This is a genomic window from Myroides oncorhynchi (assembly GCF_020905415.1).
GTDB lineage: Bacteria > Bacteroidota > Bacteroidia > Flavobacteriales > Flavobacteriaceae > Flavobacterium > Flavobacterium oncorhynchi_A.
Genome location: NZ_JAJJMP010000001.1, coordinates 531,222 through 547,792, shown reverse-complemented (window position 1 = coordinate 547,792; position 16,571 = coordinate 531,222). Strand labels below are relative to the sequence as shown.

At 34.7% G+C, this 16,571-nt stretch carries 19 protein-coding genes; 8 read left to right on the top strand and 11 right to left on the bottom strand.

Annotation, left to right across the window (positions count from 1 at the left end; all coding sequences use genetic code 11):
• Nucleotides 1-20: 20 nt before the first annotated feature.
• The 5 genes from LNQ81_RS02355 to LNQ81_RS02335 all read right to left on the bottom strand — a co-directional run bounded on the left by LNQ81_RS02355 (nucleotide 21) and on the right by LNQ81_RS02335 (nucleotide 4,063).
• Nucleotides 21-968: a hypothetical protein gene (locus LNQ81_RS02355; protein WP_229944577.1), complete on the bottom strand. Its 948-nt coding sequence runs from the start codon at nucleotides 966-968 to the stop codon at nucleotides 21-23.
• A 121-nt stretch (nucleotides 969-1,089) separates the two neighbouring features.
• Nucleotides 1,090-1,452, bottom strand: a complete 363-nt coding sequence (locus LNQ81_RS02350; RefSeq protein ID WP_229944576.1) for a hypothetical protein — start codon at nucleotides 1,450-1,452, stop codon at nucleotides 1,090-1,092.
• Between the two features lie 122 nt (nucleotides 1,453-1,574).
• Nucleotides 1,575-2,147 carry a DUF2004 domain-containing protein gene (locus tag LNQ81_RS02345; RefSeq protein WP_229944575.1) on the bottom strand — a complete coding sequence of 191 codons (573 nt, stop codon included), beginning with the start codon at nucleotides 2,145-2,147 and terminating at the stop codon, nucleotides 1,575-1,577.
• A gap of 316 nt (nucleotides 2,148-2,463) precedes the next feature.
• Nucleotides 2,464-2,985 carry a hypothetical protein gene (locus tag LNQ81_RS02340; protein WP_229944574.1) on the bottom strand — a complete coding sequence of 174 codons (522 nt, stop codon included), beginning with the start codon at nucleotides 2,983-2,985 and terminating at the stop codon, nucleotides 2,464-2,466.
• A 49-nt stretch (nucleotides 2,986-3,034) separates the two neighbouring features.
• Nucleotides 3,035-4,063, bottom strand: a complete 1,029-nt coding sequence (locus LNQ81_RS02335) for a helix-turn-helix transcriptional regulator (protein ID WP_229944573.1) — start codon at nucleotides 4,061-4,063, stop codon at nucleotides 3,035-3,037.
• A 743-nt stretch (nucleotides 4,064-4,806) separates the two neighbouring features.
• Here LNQ81_RS02335 and LNQ81_RS02330 point away from each other — a divergent pair.
• A complete protein-coding gene (locus tag LNQ81_RS02330) occupies nucleotides 4,807-5,901 on the top strand; it encodes a slipin family protein (RefSeq protein ID WP_229944572.1) in 1,095 nt (364 codons plus the stop codon).
• Between the two features lie 76 nt (nucleotides 5,902-5,977).
• Here LNQ81_RS02330 and LNQ81_RS02325 read toward each other — a convergent pair whose 3' ends face one another.
• The gene (locus tag LNQ81_RS02325) at nucleotides 5,978-6,256 is read right to left on the bottom strand and encodes a hypothetical protein (protein WP_229944571.1); all 279 of its coding nucleotides are present in this window, start codon (nucleotides 6,254-6,256) and stop codon (nucleotides 5,978-5,980) included.
• Nucleotides 6,257-6,376: 120 nt separating this feature from the next.
• Here LNQ81_RS02325 and LNQ81_RS02320 point away from each other — a divergent pair, with 120 nt between their 5' ends.
• On the top strand, nucleotides 6,377-6,796 hold the full coding sequence (locus LNQ81_RS02320; protein WP_229944570.1) for an outer membrane protein assembly factor BamB family protein: 420 nt from the start codon (nucleotides 6,377-6,379) through the stop codon (nucleotides 6,794-6,796).
• Nucleotides 6,797-6,805: 9 nt separating this feature from the next.
• Here LNQ81_RS02320 and LNQ81_RS02315 read toward each other — a convergent pair whose 3' ends face one another.
• Nucleotides 6,806-7,699, bottom strand: coding sequence for an IS1595 family transposase (locus LNQ81_RS02315; protein WP_229944569.1), 894 nt, complete (start codon nucleotides 7,697-7,699; stop codon nucleotides 6,806-6,808).
• Between the two features lie 37 nt (nucleotides 7,700-7,736).
• Between LNQ81_RS02315 and LNQ81_RS02310 the strand changes: the two genes are divergently transcribed.
• From LNQ81_RS02310 to LNQ81_RS02300, 3 genes are all read left to right on the top strand, one after another.
• Nucleotides 7,737-8,603, top strand: coding sequence for a hypothetical protein (locus LNQ81_RS02310; protein WP_229944568.1), 867 nt, complete (start codon nucleotides 7,737-7,739; stop codon nucleotides 8,601-8,603).
• An 81-nt stretch (nucleotides 8,604-8,684) separates the two neighbouring features.
• A complete protein-coding gene (locus LNQ81_RS02305) occupies nucleotides 8,685-10,115 on the top strand; it encodes an RtcB family protein (RefSeq protein ID WP_229944567.1) in 1,431 nt (476 codons plus the stop codon).
• 195 nt (nucleotides 10,116-10,310) lie between these two features.
• Nucleotides 10,311-10,724 (top strand): hypothetical protein, encoded by a 414-nt coding sequence (locus LNQ81_RS02300; RefSeq protein ID WP_229944566.1) that lies wholly within the window; start codon nucleotides 10,311-10,313, stop codon nucleotides 10,722-10,724.
• Nucleotides 10,725-10,775: 51 nt separating this feature from the next.
• Here LNQ81_RS02300 and LNQ81_RS02295 read toward each other — a convergent pair whose 3' ends face one another.
• Nucleotides 10,776-11,492: a DUF1963 domain-containing protein gene (locus tag LNQ81_RS02295; protein ID WP_229944565.1), complete on the bottom strand. Its 717-nt coding sequence runs from the start codon at nucleotides 11,490-11,492 to the stop codon at nucleotides 10,776-10,778.
• 53 nt (nucleotides 11,493-11,545) lie between these two features.
• On the opposite strand from LNQ81_RS02295, the gene LNQ81_RS02290 reads away from it, so the two are divergent.
• A complete protein-coding gene (locus LNQ81_RS02290; RefSeq protein ID WP_229944564.1) occupies nucleotides 11,546-11,989 on the top strand; it encodes a hypothetical protein in 444 nt (147 codons plus the stop codon).
• Nucleotides 11,990-12,225: 236 nt separating this feature from the next.
• Complete coding sequence (locus tag LNQ81_RS02285; protein ID WP_229944563.1) at nucleotides 12,226-13,137, top strand: hypothetical protein; 912 nt, start codon at nucleotides 12,226-12,228, stop codon at nucleotides 13,135-13,137.
• A gap of 462 nt (nucleotides 13,138-13,599) precedes the next feature.
• Here the strand turns inward: LNQ81_RS02285 and LNQ81_RS02280 are convergent, their stop codons facing one another.
• The 3 genes from LNQ81_RS02280 to LNQ81_RS02270 form a co-directional block, all read right to left on the bottom strand.
• Nucleotides 13,600-14,052 (bottom strand): hypothetical protein, encoded by a 453-nt coding sequence (locus LNQ81_RS02280; protein ID WP_229944562.1) that lies wholly within the window; start codon nucleotides 14,050-14,052, stop codon nucleotides 13,600-13,602.
• A gap of 312 nt (nucleotides 14,053-14,364) precedes the next feature.
• Entirely contained in the window at nucleotides 14,365-14,610 is a 246-nt protein-coding gene (locus tag LNQ81_RS02275) for a hypothetical protein (protein WP_229944561.1), read from the bottom strand.
• 29 nt (nucleotides 14,611-14,639) lie between these two features.
• A complete protein-coding gene (locus tag LNQ81_RS02270; protein WP_229944560.1) occupies nucleotides 14,640-15,047 on the bottom strand; it encodes a DUF6266 family protein in 408 nt (135 codons plus the stop codon).
• A 607-nt stretch (nucleotides 15,048-15,654) separates the two neighbouring features.
• On the opposite strand from LNQ81_RS02270, the gene LNQ81_RS02265 reads away from it, so the two are divergent.
• The gene (locus tag LNQ81_RS02265; RefSeq protein WP_229944559.1) at nucleotides 15,655-16,428 is read left to right on the top strand and encodes an SMI1/KNR4 family protein; all 774 of its coding nucleotides are present in this window, start codon (nucleotides 15,655-15,657) and stop codon (nucleotides 16,426-16,428) included.
• The last annotated feature ends 143 nt before the right edge of the window (nucleotides 16,429-16,571 follow it).

Genomic DNA, 16,571 nt, shown 5'->3' with positions numbered 1-16,571 from the left:
ATTAATGATGAAGTCACTTATTAGAATACGATATCAAAAAATTTGTCTCCATTTACAGTTTCTTTACCATAAGCATCTTTACTTACATTTTGACCAGCTATTATCTCACCTGCTTGGTTTTTAATCACTAGATTTAAGAACCAATATCCAGACATACTGAATGGAAGCTTGCCTTCATACTGTTTTGTAGTAGCGTTATAGTTTAGAGATATGATACCTTCTTTTACTCCATGGTTACCCATATCTGGCATTCTCGGATCTATCGTAACGATTAAGTTCTCTACTTCAGGAAACTCATTACCCATTTTCTCATTTCTATAGATCGATACAGCTATATTATTAAGACCTGTTTTCGGGTCATACATTGGGTGTAGAGCAGTATAGTGCTTCACAGCATTAAGTGAGAATGTCTCAAGTGTTTTCCTATCGCTATTTACAATCGTATTAATATCTTGACGATCGTAGAATTTACCTCCTCTAACAGTAGTTTTAAAAGTTGTATTTATTTTATTGTTCTTATTTGTAGATTCTACTTTGATCTCCCAGTAGTTAGCTCCAGGCTCCATTCCTGCCATAGAGAACATAATTTCTCCTTCGAATTTGTTCGTTGTCCCTGCTACAGGTTTAAGTTGACTGATAGGAGCAGAGTGAGACATTTTATGACCATTCTCCATCGTCATATACATTGTGATAGTCATAGAAGTATTCGTGAATGACTTATTCGATGCATCACTCAGATCGTTTATTTCTACAACTATAGGTGTTGTCGAAGGAGCGTAGAATTCTTTTACGTTGCTATATACTGTAAACTGAAAGTTGTTTTCTTTTGCTTCAAGTACTTTGATAGTTGGTTTTGTCACACCAGGATTTACACTCGGTCCTTTATCCATAGCATTATCATCAGAAGTACACGATGTAGTTAGTCCTAATGATAGTATAGTCAATGCGAAGTATATAATTTTTTTCATTTGTTTAATCTTAAAATATTTAAATAGGTGAGAGTACGTCTATTAATTATAATGAATAATAGATGCGTGAAGCGATACCGTACCTGAGATACAGTCTGCTAAGTCGATAAATACATAAGGATTAAACGAGGGGTGGCTTAGTTAAGTCTAAGGTGGGTAAGTAATAGTAATCAGTGTGATAACTATCAACTACCTCAGTAGAATAGTTATGCTCTACAAGTGGAGCTAGTGACCAATCGTATTGGTTAAAGAACAGAACTTCTAATTGTGTTTGAAAAGTCTTTTTAGCAGAGAACGGGTTCTCATCCTGAGCAGTTTTCGCTAATTCACTCTTAAGGTGACACGAACCATTACAGGCTAACTCAGGTCTGTCTTTATTAACACACAGCTCTTGTATAGCATCATAGTTTATTGCGAAGTCAAGTATAGGAAATACTGGCTTAGCAAAGAATAGTAGTACTATGAATAATATACATTGTTTCATAGTGCAAAGATACATAAGCTAGAAGTAAAAAGACTATGACTTAAATCACTTTTTGCAATTAATCAACTCTTTGGTTTAGATAATTACTCTTTTAACGAGAGATTATCAGACGTCAGCCTCTATTAGGTTTCCCAGCCGATATCTATATTATTACCGTTCTCATCTGTTGACACAGATAGATGTATATCACCCATATCAATTCCATTTATATCATAAAAGTAATTGATATAGTATTTCTCAGGATATCCATCTTGCGCTTGCACATCAATTAAAATAAGCTTTAGGTTATTGATAACTTTATCTATATTTTTAGAAGCAGGTTTATCTATACCTACTTTTTTTAGTTGTTCAGCATTAGTATTGTTGATGAAAAAGTCAATATTTTCTTTTACAATGCTGGTAGGATTTGAATAATCCTTGCGAATAGCTTCTATGTTTTGTCTATTATAGATAGCGATATTCTTACTAAAGGTTTTCTCATCAATGTTAAATCTCTCTGTATTTACTACAGCGTATATGGTATCTGTATCTACGATTATCTTTTTCATATCATCGATACTCGGCTCGTCGGTATATTCTGCTCCTTGTTCATTGACGGGAATTAAGTCAATTCTAGCAGGAGAGGGCTTGCGCAGCATGAATATGCCTATTAGTACAGCAACTATTACAACAGTATATACAATCTTTTCTTTCATCGTATTGTGGATTTTTTTAGCAGTATAAAAATACAGATATATTTTATAAGTTATTTAAAATGATTGATAATGTGTTGGATATGTTGTTTTGTTTAGTGAAAGTGAACTAGAGAATTCATATCAAATGTCTTTTTTTGGTGGTCGGCATGTGGTCGGCTTAAAAGTGCTAAAAACAGCCTATCACCTGCCTATCACTATCCTATCAATAAGGAATCATTATGGAGAGTGATGCGGTATGTAAAGGCATCATATAAACGAAAAGAGCCTAGATAATCGATGTTATCTAGGCTCTTCGTATATTTTAGTAGGTGGATTATTACATAAAGAATTCTCCTGTATCGCTCATACCGATAGGTAGAGCAGTTCGGTCTATCCATTCTTGAGCTTGTAAGCTAGGGATAGGAGCTGTGTGCACTTTAGTCGCAAATCCTTCTCGTGCTTTAGAGACTATCTGTTCTTCGATATTCGAAGAGTTGGCTGTAAAGAATTCAATCGTTTCTTCAGCGATGTGAAGTAAGGTGATTTGGGTTTTGTTATCTACTTCATAGATATCGATTATTTTAAAGTATGCACCAGACTGTAGCATCACGTGTCCATACTGTTCCATCTGTGGCACTAATGCTGAGATATCTTTCACATGTGCAGATGCAATTAGATAACGCAAATTAGTAGCTAGACCTCCGCCTTTATATGATGCATCAGCAAAAGTACGTTCTTGTATAATCTGTCCTATTTGGTATTTATTGATAAAATCTTGACTTAGTTCGCAGTCACGGTAGAATAGCGATAGTCCTGCGAAAGTCTGATTAAATATTTCTTCTATTTGATGTTTGTTCATTTGGTATGGGGTGTGCTCCTTATATTAATAAAAAGCAAAGGTAAGTGTTTTACTCTGTTACCTCTTCATTAAAATAATTCTCATTCATCTTCATTACTCGTTTCATTATCTTCTTTTGTAGAAGTTTAGGAGCGATTACTTTCATCGATTCACCGAAGCCGAGTATTTCTCTTTCGAGTTCGAAGTTAAGGACTACATCTATGCGTATCTTCATACCTGTCTCGTCCTCTTCTAATACCTGCTGGGAGTGGTGTATCGGTTTGGTCTTTACATAGGGAATGTTGTATTTATTCACCCATAAGATAACTTTTTGAGCGCGGTCTTGTGCTGTTTTGGTTACCCCAAGCGCATCCTCATAATATCGGTCGAAGTCTACGCCCTCATAATCTTTATAAGGTTCGTTCGCTAAGGCATATACATTGAGAATTCGGTCAAGTGCTAAAGTCAATAAATGCTTATGTGTACTGCTACGCACAACTACGAACCACCTGTTGCGATACTCTTTTAATAAGTAAGGATAGTAGATATTCTTAGTAGCTTCCTTAGATTTGAACGATTTGTATTCTATCAGAAGGGTTTGTTTATTCTTAATCGCCTCGTATAGCGGGCTGATATACTGGATCCCCTTAAGAAGGTGGTTACCCTCCATCTGTATATAATTTGGCGCCTTGGTACTTCGGGTAAGCAGGCTGTTATCTAACTTCGCGATTACCTCACTCATCTCGTCTATTTGACTAAATCCATTGAGGTGTTTTAGAATAGCAACTACCTCTTTTAGCTTCTCCATATCGGCATCGTTGATAGGAGAGTTTTTTATACTGTAGTTGACATCTTCATAAGTATAGTACTTTCTATCCACCACTACTATCGGTGCGTTATACCCTAATCCCTCACTGCGCATAGCCTGAATGTCGAGCTGTATGGTACGCTTGCTAATTCCAGTGTCTATGCCTTCATATTCATATAGCCCATTAGCAACCTTCTCGATGAGGTCGTTAAGCGTCCATTTTCTAAATCTGTTTTGCAGACATTCATCGATAATTCGGTAGCGTAATAGTGCTAATTTATTCGTTGCCATAGCTTTTTAGTCATTTTTGAGTACTCAAATATACGTATTCTCTTTTTTATGTACGCGTTGTATTTGCGTAGTTGTTTTTTATTTGATTTTTTTTTGGTTTTAATTAGTTGATAATTAGTGTTTAATAAAATAATTTGTAAATATTTATTGGTGCGCAATTTGGTTGCGTAGGTAGGTATGCATCTTTGTACTGTTCGAAAGATACAAACCTTGGAAGCGTTTCGATATAGCGCAGAAGTAAGGGGCAGTAGTTTACCTTATCCTGTTTGTAACCTGTAGAATAAAGAGGTTCGATTCCTCAAGCTTATGAGAGTAAGTGACTAACGGTTTAGTAAATAACGTTCGGGTCGTGGGTTCAACTCCTACTATTATCTCAGGATAATATAGCTCAGTTTGGTTAGAGCAGAACAATTGCCTTTTAAGCAATTTTAGGAGAAGTCGGGGAACTTCTATAAATATCCCCTCCATTAAAAAGGTTCAGTCAAATAGTGTTTCTGTTTTTTGTACTTCTAAGTTTTAGGCTTACAGTGCGAAAGACAACTTATCAAAGCCTGTAAAAAAAAGCTATTCTGTGGAAGAGGAATAGGGGATGATATAGAGTGGATGACTTGCTCAGTGAATCATTCAGGACTATACACGAACTATTCTATTGTGCAGTTTACTTCTTTTTCCGCCTGAGATAAGCGAGACCTATTTGGACTGTTCTTTATGATAACAAATTAAAATATTAAAAATATACAACTATGAAAAAGTTACAAGTAAAAACAAACCACGTTGCCTTAGTGTCTAAACAAGGAGAATTACAGAGAGTATATACTGCAGGTCAATATTGGTTATGGGGTGAGAAGGAAGTGGCGGAGTATAATATGTCTGAGAACTTCGGTATGCGTAGAGATATAGAAGCATTGTTACAGAATGCGGAGTTAAGCGCGATGTTAGAAGTGATCGATGTGATGGATAACGAGGTCGTGTTAGTTTATAAAAACAAGATATTTAATACAGTCTTAGGGGCAGGAAGACATATCTACTGGAAGTCAGCTAAGGAGTATTCGTTCGAAAGATTTAATACTGAAGCATTAGTTGTGGATAGCGCTATCGCAAGAAATATAATGGGGAAAGGCAATATGTCAAACTTCGTGAGAATGTACACTGTGGGGGCTAATGAGAAAGGATTGTTATTCGTAGATGGGCAGTTCGAAGAGATATTAAAAGCAGGGGAGTATAGATATTGGAAAAACGATATCAAGGTACAAATCATATTAGTAGATGTACGTCAGCAAGCAATCGATATGAACGGTCAGGAGATCTTGACAAAAGACAAAGTACAGTTGCGTATCAACTTTAACTTGGTGTACCAAGTGCAAGATTTGTTAAAGGCGTATGTCAATAATAAAGAGGTAGAGAAACAGATGTATAACGTCGTGCAGTTGATGTTGAGAGAAAAAGTAGGTAGAATGTCATTTGACGAATTGATGGAGAACAAGGAGAACTTGTCTTTAGAAATCTTAAATAGTGTGAAAGAAGAGATTGCATTATTAGGTATCGAAGTAAAAAACTGTGGTATCAAAGACATCATCTTACCAGGGGATATCAGAGAGATTATGAATCAGGTGCTTATCGCTGAGAAAAAAGCACAGGCGAATATGATCACTCGTAGAGAAGAGACTGCTGCTACACGTAGCTTGCTTAACACTGCCAAGTTAATGGAAGAGAACGAAATGCTGATGCGATTAAAAGAGATGGAGTACATCGAGAAGATCGCTGATAAGGTAGGTGAAATTAGCTTGTCTGGTGGAGGGAATGTGCTAAAGCAGTTGAGAGAGGTGTTTTCGAGGTAGTTATAGGTAATGGTTGTTAGTAATCAGTGGATGATAAAAGATGGATAATGAAGAGGGATTGGGTTATAATTAATTATTACAAATCAGATTCGTGATAAATACCTCTGTCGTTGATTAAACAACACCATTTGGCAATGTGGTTAGGTATTGGGTTAAGGATAGCAATACCTTCAGCGAGTAGGTTATCAGGATTGCCATATTCATCAGAATCATCCATATAGATTAGTACAGTGTTGCCTTCCTGTAAATAAATAGCGTTACCTAAGGAGTCAGTTTTATATTCTGTTTGGGAGAGTAGTACTATGTTGAAATCTATCATTTCATTGAAGTCAACATATAGACGAGGTTCTTTCATTCTTTCTGAGATTAGAGAGATAAAGATAAGAGGATTTTATTAGATAACTGAGTTAATTCACTACTTAGTGAATTGTGAAAAAGAATATCTTTGTGATCAGTTTAAAAACAATAAAACACAATGAAAAAACTCTTAGTATCACTTACAGCCCTATTTGCCTTTTTTGGGTGTCAGAATAAGCAAGCGCAAGGTGCAGAAGTTAAAGTACCTAATCAGACTGTTGTATTCAGTACAAATGGCAAGGTCATCAACTTTGACTTAGATAATAAAAAGGTCGTGTGGGAATATACTTCTGCTCAAGATGAAGCTGGAAATAGGAACAAGTTTACCTTCGATGAGACGACACTATTTATGCCTTTTGAGAGCGGTAAGTTTGTCGCTTTAGATATCCTAACAGGTAAAGAAAAGTGGGTGTATGAAGCGGGTCAAATAGGGATGATGGATGTGGCAGTAGATGCATCAGGTGGCTTTGAAACAGAAGCTGGTAGTGAGCCGTATTTTATGGGGCAGCCTTTACAGTATCAAGATAAAGTTTATTGAGTTATCTGTTTAGTTTCCGCTAATCGTATTTAAAGTAGTAGGTTTAGCTTTAATCATCTTTACAATTGTGTTATGAAAAATAGTTTCCTTAAATAAGGATCTATTTAATCTATATACGAACTCATTAAAGTAAGCTTGGATGTATTTCTTATTAATGTGTGAAGGCACAGTCCTAATCCACGATTTAAGTTGGTGAATTACTACGTGTAATTCTTTAAAATTAGCACCTTTATCACTTTCTTTTTGTGTGATCTTATACTTTTTTTTCAAGGGATTATACCCTCTCCATTTATCCGTAACTACATTGGCATCTTCTGAAATATGTTGTTCGAATATAGTAGTTAATGACTTAGCAGAGTAATCGTCAATACACTTAACATAGGCTCTTTTTACTTTTCTTTCAGTATTTAACTCTACAGCTATCACTGCTTTAGTTTTTTTGGTATCATAGCTTCTCCCTGGTTTTCCTTGTTCATAACCTCCCACAACAAACTCATCAACATGAACTGTTTCAGTCATAGGATATTGCTCGCTACTTTGCATAGCTAAACGAACTTTATGCATAAAGCCCCATGCTGTTGGCTGGCTTATACCATAGCGTTTACCCATTTGAATACTAGAGATACTTTTGGTAGAAGTTGTCATTTCAAACACAATCATAAATGCTTTCTGTAAACCAAATTTGACTTTGTGAAATAAGGTATTAGCTGTTGAACTCTCAACATGCTCACAGTTATAACAATAGTATGAATGATTAGATTTTAAGCAACCTTTTTTGTGTCCACATTTTACACAAGTAAAACCGTTTGACCACTTAATTTTACTTAAATAAGCTTTACATGCTTCGTCATCTGGTAGTTCTTTTACTAAGTTCAGAATGTTTTGACCCTTAAATATTTCCATACTATTGATTTTAAGATACTAAAATACGGAAGTTAATTTGATAACTCAAAAAGTTTATACTGTAACAACAGGTGGAGGAAGTTATCCATACTTCGTTATATTAAACAAAGTAGATGGTACTGAATTTCAAACTGAAGGGATAGAGACAAAGTTTAATATGTATCAACCTGTATTATGTCAAGAGAACGTATTCGTTAACTCTGCTATTTATTTAAACAAATATTCACTTCGTGGTACACCTACGAGCTATGGAATGTATGATGAAAATACTTTTGATAGTCCATTGTACACACAGATGCGCAGTGATGGAGAGACATTGTACTTTGGAGAAGAAGACGGTAAGTTTTACGCTGTTCCATTTAATAAAGATGGGAATGTAAAGGGAGATAATGATGACATTATGGATCCGAAGAACAACTTTAAGGATAACACATCTATTTATACTTGGAGATATCAGTCTAAGGAGTACCCGAGGTTAGCGACTAGTTTTGAGAGTAATGCTGTATTATATGGTAAGATGTATGTGGTCAATGTACGCAAGGCGGACAGTGATGCACAAGCTTTGATAGGATTGAATGCTAAAACAGGAAAAGAGCAGTGGAAGTATGGATCAGCAGAGGAAATCGTGAATTGGCATCAGTCAGGAGAAAGCTTGATAGGCTATACGGCAAAGAAGATATTTGTGTTAGACTTTGATGGAAAGGAATTAGCGACTTATCCTATTACAGAGGAGTTTAAACCGCTGACAAATATAGAAGAAACAAAAGAAGGTCAGTTAGTATTCTTAACAACAAAAGGAGTAACAATAATAGATAAAACAAGTAAACAAGCTAAGGTACTTATTCCTTATGAGGTAAGAGAAGAGTATCACAATACAGCTTATATAAAATATTTTAATAACTAATAGGTGATGAGTAATCAGTGATGAGTGAACAGTTCAGACTTCATAATCTTTTTACCTTTTAACTTTATAACAGAGAAAAAGATGAAAGATAATACACCTATTAATGGGAATGATTTATTGGCTTTAGGGTATCCACATACAGAATTGTTAGGGATCGCTTTAAAGGCGAATAAGAAAAGAACAGGTTATACGAAGACTGAGATGTTAGCACATTATAAAGTTGTGCTAGCTAATGCAGAGGATTATATTAACCATAAAGTTTTTGGAAAGTTGGCTACTGCTATTATAGAAGGAGTAGGACAACGCGTAGAAGAGGAAGTTATTCCACTAAGAGATGAAGCTGTCGAGTATAGTATCTACGGATCACAGCATATCGAAGAGGGAGCTATCGCACAAATGCGAACTGCTGTAAAGCTACCTGTAGCTGTAGCAGGGGCATTAATGCCTGATGCGCACCAAGGATATGGACTGCCTATCGGAGGAGTATTAGCGACAGATAACGCTGTTATTCCATATGGTGTAGGTGTGGATATTGGGTGTAGAATGGCGTTGTCTATTTTTGATATCAAAGGTGTGGAGTTCTATGGTATGGAAGATTTGCTAAAAGAACAATTGGTTAAACATACTAAGTTCGGTGCAGGTCACGGATTTCACGGACAGTATAAAGCACAACATGAGGTTTTAGATAGAGGAGAGTTTAATCTGAATCCGTTTATTAAGAAATTGCAAGATAAAGCTTGGGAACAATTGGGTTCTTCAGGAGGGGGTAACCACTTTGTAGAATGGGGATTGATGGAGTTTGCCGAGCGCGATGAGGTGTTGAAGATAGATAAAGGAACTTACTTAGCCTTATTAACACACTCGGGGTCTCGAGGGATGGGAGCAACTATAGCAGGTAGGTATACGCAGATCGCTAAGGATCTCTGTAAGTTGCCTTATGAGGCGAAGAACTTAGCTTACTTAGATCTAAATTCGGAAGCAGGTCAGGAATACTGGACGATGATGAACTTGGCGGGTGACTATGCTTCTGCCTGTCATCAAGTAATACACGAAAAGTTGACAAAGGCAATAGGAGCTGAAGTATTAGCTAAGATAGAGAACCACCATAACTTTGCATGGAAAGAGATGTACCAAGGTAAAGAGGTAATTGTTCACCGTAAGGGAGCTACTCCTGCGAGTAAAGGTGTAATGGGGATTATCCCTGGGTCTATGACTGCGCCAGGATTCTTAGTGAGAGGAAAAGGAGAAGAGGAGGCATTGAACTCCGCTTCACACGGTGCAGGACGACAAATGAGTAGAACACAGGCGATCAAAAAACTGAATACTGAGGATATTAAAGCTGTGTTAGCAGACTGTGGTGTAGAGCTAATCGGGGCAGGTAAAGATGAAGCACCGATGGCGTATAAAGATATTCATCAGGTGATAGCAGCTCAGGGGGAGTTAGTTGATGTAGTAGCGATGTTTACACCTAAGATAGTTCGTATGGCAGATGATGGAAGTAAAGAGGATTAGATAATATCAAAAACCACATGAGTAATTGGAGAGCACTGAAAAAGCTCTACTTTTTCAGTGCTCTCTCAATCGACAGCCTTTTATTTTTACATACCCTAATGTATTAAAAATAAATAATATATATAATTAATGTCATTTTTTAGCGCTTCCTATAATAAATATGATTACTTTGTTAGGAATAAAAATAGGAGATTTATGAAGATGATAAAATATATAAGAAGCTATTTGGTTGTGTTTTTTTTGATAGGTAGTATAAGTGGATGTGCAAAAAATAAGCCAGAGGTATTACAACAAGATTGCAATGTTTTGTTGGCTAAAATAATGAAGAATAGTGATTTTGAATATCCTAATAAAGATTACTATGTTAGGATAGAAGATACAACAGGGGGCAATGTTATTATCAAAGTTTATGTTCGAAACAATCTATCTGATAATCCCAAGAAACCACAAATGGTGGAGAGCGTTATCTCATGGCTAATTATACAACCTCAGCGAGATGGAATATATCAATCTATGAACGCTTTGGATTCAGTAGACCCTGATTTTAAGAAATTAAAAGTAGATACTAAAGCTTTTGAATCATTAGTGAAGTGTATAGATAGTAAATAACATGAATAGCCTACTAAGTATTTTACTAGTAAGCTGTTTTCTTTTCTCCCTTTATGACTGTGCCCAATAGAACTCACAGTGCTCAAAGTTTCGGTTTTTTAAGTCCTCTTCTTTGATCAGTACACTGAACACCCCATCATCATTAAAGTTGTTCTCTCCTATCTGCCACAGTACTATCTTATCAGAATGAATAAACTCTTCTATTTCTTCCTTACCTAATTGACAATGAGTGAATATACCGAATATTTTAGATAGATAGGTTCCTCCGAAGTAGTCCCAGTACATTCCATCCTCATCTACATCGTCTTCTTCATATTCATCTTCAGGCTCTCTATATCGATCAGAGAAAGGCTCTGTATCAGCAGTGATTTCATTAATAAGTACCCCATAGAAGAAATTGTCCTCATGCTCTACGATATGTCTTACCAATTGATGATTAGGTATATCTGTATAGATGACCTTTCCTGTATCAGTCATGATGTCTGCAAAGAAGATAAGTTGCCCCGTCTTTGGTAATAACCCTGTTTTATCATGTGGAGAACATAGCGCCAAATCTAATTGACCTGTATAGTATAATCCTTCAGGATGATCTACTCCAGGAGGTAAATCGATTACAGGACCGCCATAGCGAGATTGTCCTAGTGGAATATCTATCTCTGTGTGTAACACATCTGTTTCTTTCATCCAACTTTGTCTCCCTAGAGAAGCTGGGATATACTGACGTTTATCAGCCGAAAATTTTATAATATCAAAGGGTTTATCGTACATTGGTTTTCTGTTTTTTTAACTAATGCAAGATATAGAAACAAACTTTTAATTATATGAACCAGAAAGAACAAAAAACAATAAAGAAGTGGAGTAGTCTCATGTATTATGGACTGTTTTTTATCATCATTTCTTTTGTACAGACTAGTATAGCAATGTATCGTTTTAAAGATCAACCTTCAGGAGATATTACATTTCATTTTTTTATAGATATATTTCTAGGAGCCTTATTAGTTAGCCTATTTTATATATTATTGCTGATATTTATTATTAAGATTCCGCGTTTTAGTATTCAGATTATTATCCACAGTTTGCTACTAGTGGGGTTATGGTTTTTACAAGACCTAAGTATTTTCATTGATAGAGAAGCTTCATGGAGCACGTATTCTTTTGCAGAATCTGTTCATTATACATGGGTGTATAGTAGAATATTGATATTATGTGCATTAGCAATCTATAATTTTCTCTCTTTCAGGCTTTATAAACGCAATATTAAATAAACATGTGTTAGGCTAGATCTTCTCTGTGATTAACTGTAATATATGACAGTGTAGACTCCTTTTTAAGGTTGCTATCTTATCCTACTAAGGAAGTAACGAACTGTGATAGGGAGTGGATTTTACCTCAATAAACACAGATTAGTAAATTAATCTAAAGCCTTGAATTAATTTAAGATGTTAAATGTATATTTGTTAAATTAGTTAATTTATTTAGTATAGGTGTTTAATTTAAGTTAATGAAAGTTTTAGGTCGCGTTATTTTGTTCATTTTCATTACAGGTATAAATTGTATTTATGCTAAGCAAGGACATGTACATATCGATAAATATACTAGTTGTCTAGAATCTAATGAATTGCAACATACTGTGGAGCTCATCATGACTCATTTAGATATTGATACTTATTATCAATACGTTGATTTTGACAATATAGCTTTAAAGATTACTCCTCTTACTACATCTTCCAAAGTGTATTTTATACCTTTTCAGACCTCGTCTTCTTCCGATTGGAGTGTCTGTATTGCGACTATGAATGAAAATGATGAGATCCTATCTGCAGGATTAGCAATGAACGTCTTACCGTATGAAGATAGATTGACGATGTATCCTGTCATTGAGTTCGAAAAACCGTTTATCTATGGGAAACAGGTAAAGTATAGTATAGCAATCGATATTCTAAAAACAGGGGAAGTTGATCACAAAGAAATTGTAACTCATGAAAAATTAGTGTTTATACCCAATAAAGTTGAGACACAACTTAATAAGGTTTTACAATATGAATATAACACAGTATTTAAACGCGATGATAGTAAAGAGGATAACTTTACCTTTAGTGTTAATACTAGTGATAAATTAGAATTTACTGATATCACAACGAATGATTTTTATAATATAAACCTGTATAGAGAGCTTAATACTAGTATTAGTCTGGTACCTCAATTGAAAGAAAAGTGTAGTTCAACAAGTAAGAAAATTTCCCCATTTCTTATTAAACATCAAGTAGAAACTCCTTTTATTACTTCATATTATTTTCAGAAAACGACTGATGAGTACATTTATTATGAAGATATAGGCATGTACAAAAAATTGACATCTGTAGCTCCTTTAATGAATGTAATAAAAGTATATGAACAATGTGTACTTCGGTAAGCCCAGGGGGAAGGCAATAAAAAAAGCCTCTTGTATAGAGGCATTTTATAAGGCTAAATCAGTGGTGTTTTGATAGAAGTTTCCGACAACTTCTTAATGCGTTAAAGCTAATTACATAATTAACTTTAGTATATTGTTAATCTAGTTTTAGAAGTAAAACTTCTAAACGGAGGCAAATGTATTCTATTTTTTTGGATTAAAAAGGTAATTAAGAGGCTTTTAATAGTCTTTTTAGGACAATTTGTGATTTTATAAATCTTTTTTTGATTTTTTATAATTAAATATTATTACTTATAGTTAAGTATGTGTGGTTATAATGTATAATTATGTTTAAATTATAATGATTATTTAAATTATAAGGTACTATTGTTCTATAATTACTTTGTAGTGTTTGGCTAACGATGACTCTAGGGTAAAGCAAGAATCTTTTTTTGTAAAATAATTAGTCTTAAAATGACGATGTTATTTTACCCTAGCGAAATATATTTTTGCTTTGTATTCTTTCTCGTTTTTAGAAGGATTAGTCATTTCCAGTACAATTGCTTGTTGTGTAAAAGACTTTACTTTGACTTCGACTTCAGTACTCTCTTTTTTAATAATCAGGCTGTTCTGGTTTAGATACCATTTATGAGTATTTGATATCGCATCATCATTGATTAAGTGATTTGTGAGAACCCTGATATTGTTTTGTGGAAGTAATTGTATAATAGTTTTGAAGTGCTCCTCATCTATTGGTTCGATGATTGTATTCTTGAGGGTATTGTGTATATCATATAATTCTATCTTTTTTAACTGCCATTTGCCTATCAAGGCATGTTCTGATATGGGAAAAGTAGGTAATTGCTCTAAGGGTATAGATCCGAAACCCATAAGAAATATCAATATAATAGGCAATGTATAAAGGCTATTTTTCATTTTAGGAATTTTACGTAAAGATAGATACATTCTTATATATCATTAATTTATTTGTCTGTGTTTTATGGATTGTTGTGTATGACTTTATCCCAGAATCAGCGATAGACATATAAACGAAAAGTAATTATACAAAATAGGTCTGAATTTGATACAATCATACTATAGTATGGCTGTAGAGCTAATGAAAGAACTATAAAGTAGAATTACCTTGTAGTATTTGGATAATGCTGATTCTAGGTTTATTATTATATAAACTAATAGATAGTTATAAGCACTATCTATTAGTTATATGGAGGTGTTAAATCCCATGTTCTAGTGATTTTTATTTAAGAACAGGGGAGGAGGGTGATAGATGCTTGTGCTGTGTATCTTATTATTGATAGATTCCCATACGCTCCAAAAATGGATAGTTCCTTTTTCCCATTCTTCAGGTAGTTCGAAATGAGTGTGTTTATCAGTGCGTTTAGCGATGTGTTGTGCTACATAAAATGTGTTTAACTCATCGTGAAACACAATCATTGTCAATTGGTCGTTGGCATTAGTAAGTGCGTTTATCATAGTATCATCTCATCTCATCTCATCTCATCTCATCTCATCTTCACTTTATAATCTTTTAGAAAGCTGATCTTCTGAATAGCAGCGGGTGTCAGCAATCCTATCGATAGTATGACTCTCTCAGGTAAGATATGCACGATATTCTCTTTTACCTCTAGTCCATTAGTCATCATCTCAGAACGTATCTGATCATAGCCTGTTTTAATTTTTCCATCTGTATGCACTTCAGGATAATGTGCATTAACGAAACTCTTAATACTCTTTAGAAACTTGACCACTATAGTTAGTTTACCTCTTTGGAGTATTTGTTTAGGGGATGCTTTTTTTCCACTTTTTCGTCCTAAGCCTCTGATGATATTTTTCCCTCTGTATTTATATCCTACTACAGTACCTACTTTTCCGTGTACTCCACCTAAGATACCTTCTTTTATTTCTGCCATAATTATAGTTTTTTAGTTTAATTCAAGTTAAAGTATATCAGTTGTTTAAAGAATAGAGGATTCAAAGTATTTATAGTGTATTTACTACTAAACAGGATGTGAAAACCTTGATTATTTATATTAAGTAGTTTTAATATACCTTTTATCTACGTCAAGAGTGTCTCAAGACTACGTCAAGAGTGTCTCAAGACTACGTCAAGAGTTCTTCAACAAATGGCTTTAAATTCAGAACAATCTTGCAGGAATGTTGAAGGAGTGTTGAAGGAGATAGCATAAAGCTAGATATTTATTGAGATTAGACAGTGTTTTAGTTTTTTGTGTAAATCAGTTTATTTTGTGTAAATTATTGATACATTGTTGTTTGTATTCATTTTGGGTCAATAAAAAGTATATGTCTTTTTTAGAGATATGATCTTCAATAGTGTTTTTGGACTGTTTAAAAGAGAAAAGTAGCACTTGTGAATTGTATTTCTTGGCATTTGGGCAATTTTAGTTAGGTTTAAAATAAAAATCAGGTGTTGTTTTTTGGAGAGACTGGATGAGAGATAGGCAGTAGATATATTGTACCTTTGTGTTGATAAATAAGATTTAAAAATAGGATAACGAGATGATAAATTACCAAGAGATAAGAAAGCGATTAAGACCTATGGAGGATGTAGTATTCTATATCCCACTGACAGAAAATGAAGTAGTAGAATTAGAAAAAGGAATAGGTTTTGACTTCCCAGACTATTACCGTGAGTTCTTGTTGCTCTTCGGTTTTCAACAAGATTTTGTACCTGGATTATTTACTAGTAAAGAGGAGTTTATAGAACAGAATGGCTACCTTAAAGAATCAATGACTGATTATCTAATGATCGGAGATAATGGAGGAGAAGATTTCTGGATGCTACGTACTGAGAAAGTGCGCAGTCAGCGTGTGTTTAACTGGATAGATGATACAGTAGAGAAGACAGATTTTAACTTCGAAGACCTGATTGAGTACGCTCTTGAGCAATTAGAAGATGATGCGGTAGTGTTTTTAAGTAATGCTGACAAGAGTTGGTGTGTACAGTTTGCCATCACTACTGTTGATGAGGCTTCGTTATATAGCACACTTCCTTTAGTAGCTGATGGACAGTGGAAATCGCTAGGTAAGAGTGATGCTGGTGTAGATGAGTCTATCCGCGATATCAAGCTTAATGATCAGTTGATGTCACTACGCCGTCTTAACTATGACGAATGGAGTGCTCCGACGTACTTTATAGATTATAAAGAGAGTATCGATAGCGTGATGAGAAAGGGACTTATCAAACAATGGACTGCTATCTTAAAAGATAAATACCCAGAATTTGACTTGATCGATTACGGAATACTACCAACAGATTTTGAAATGGAATAATATATGAAAGCACTGAGAGGTGCTTTTTTTTATGGGCTTTACGGAAAACCTCATCGGGGATAGGGGAGGATGAGGTATATTTGAGATAAGAGTAATCAAAATATGGGAGCTATGTCGATTGAGAGAACAAAAGCTATAATGAT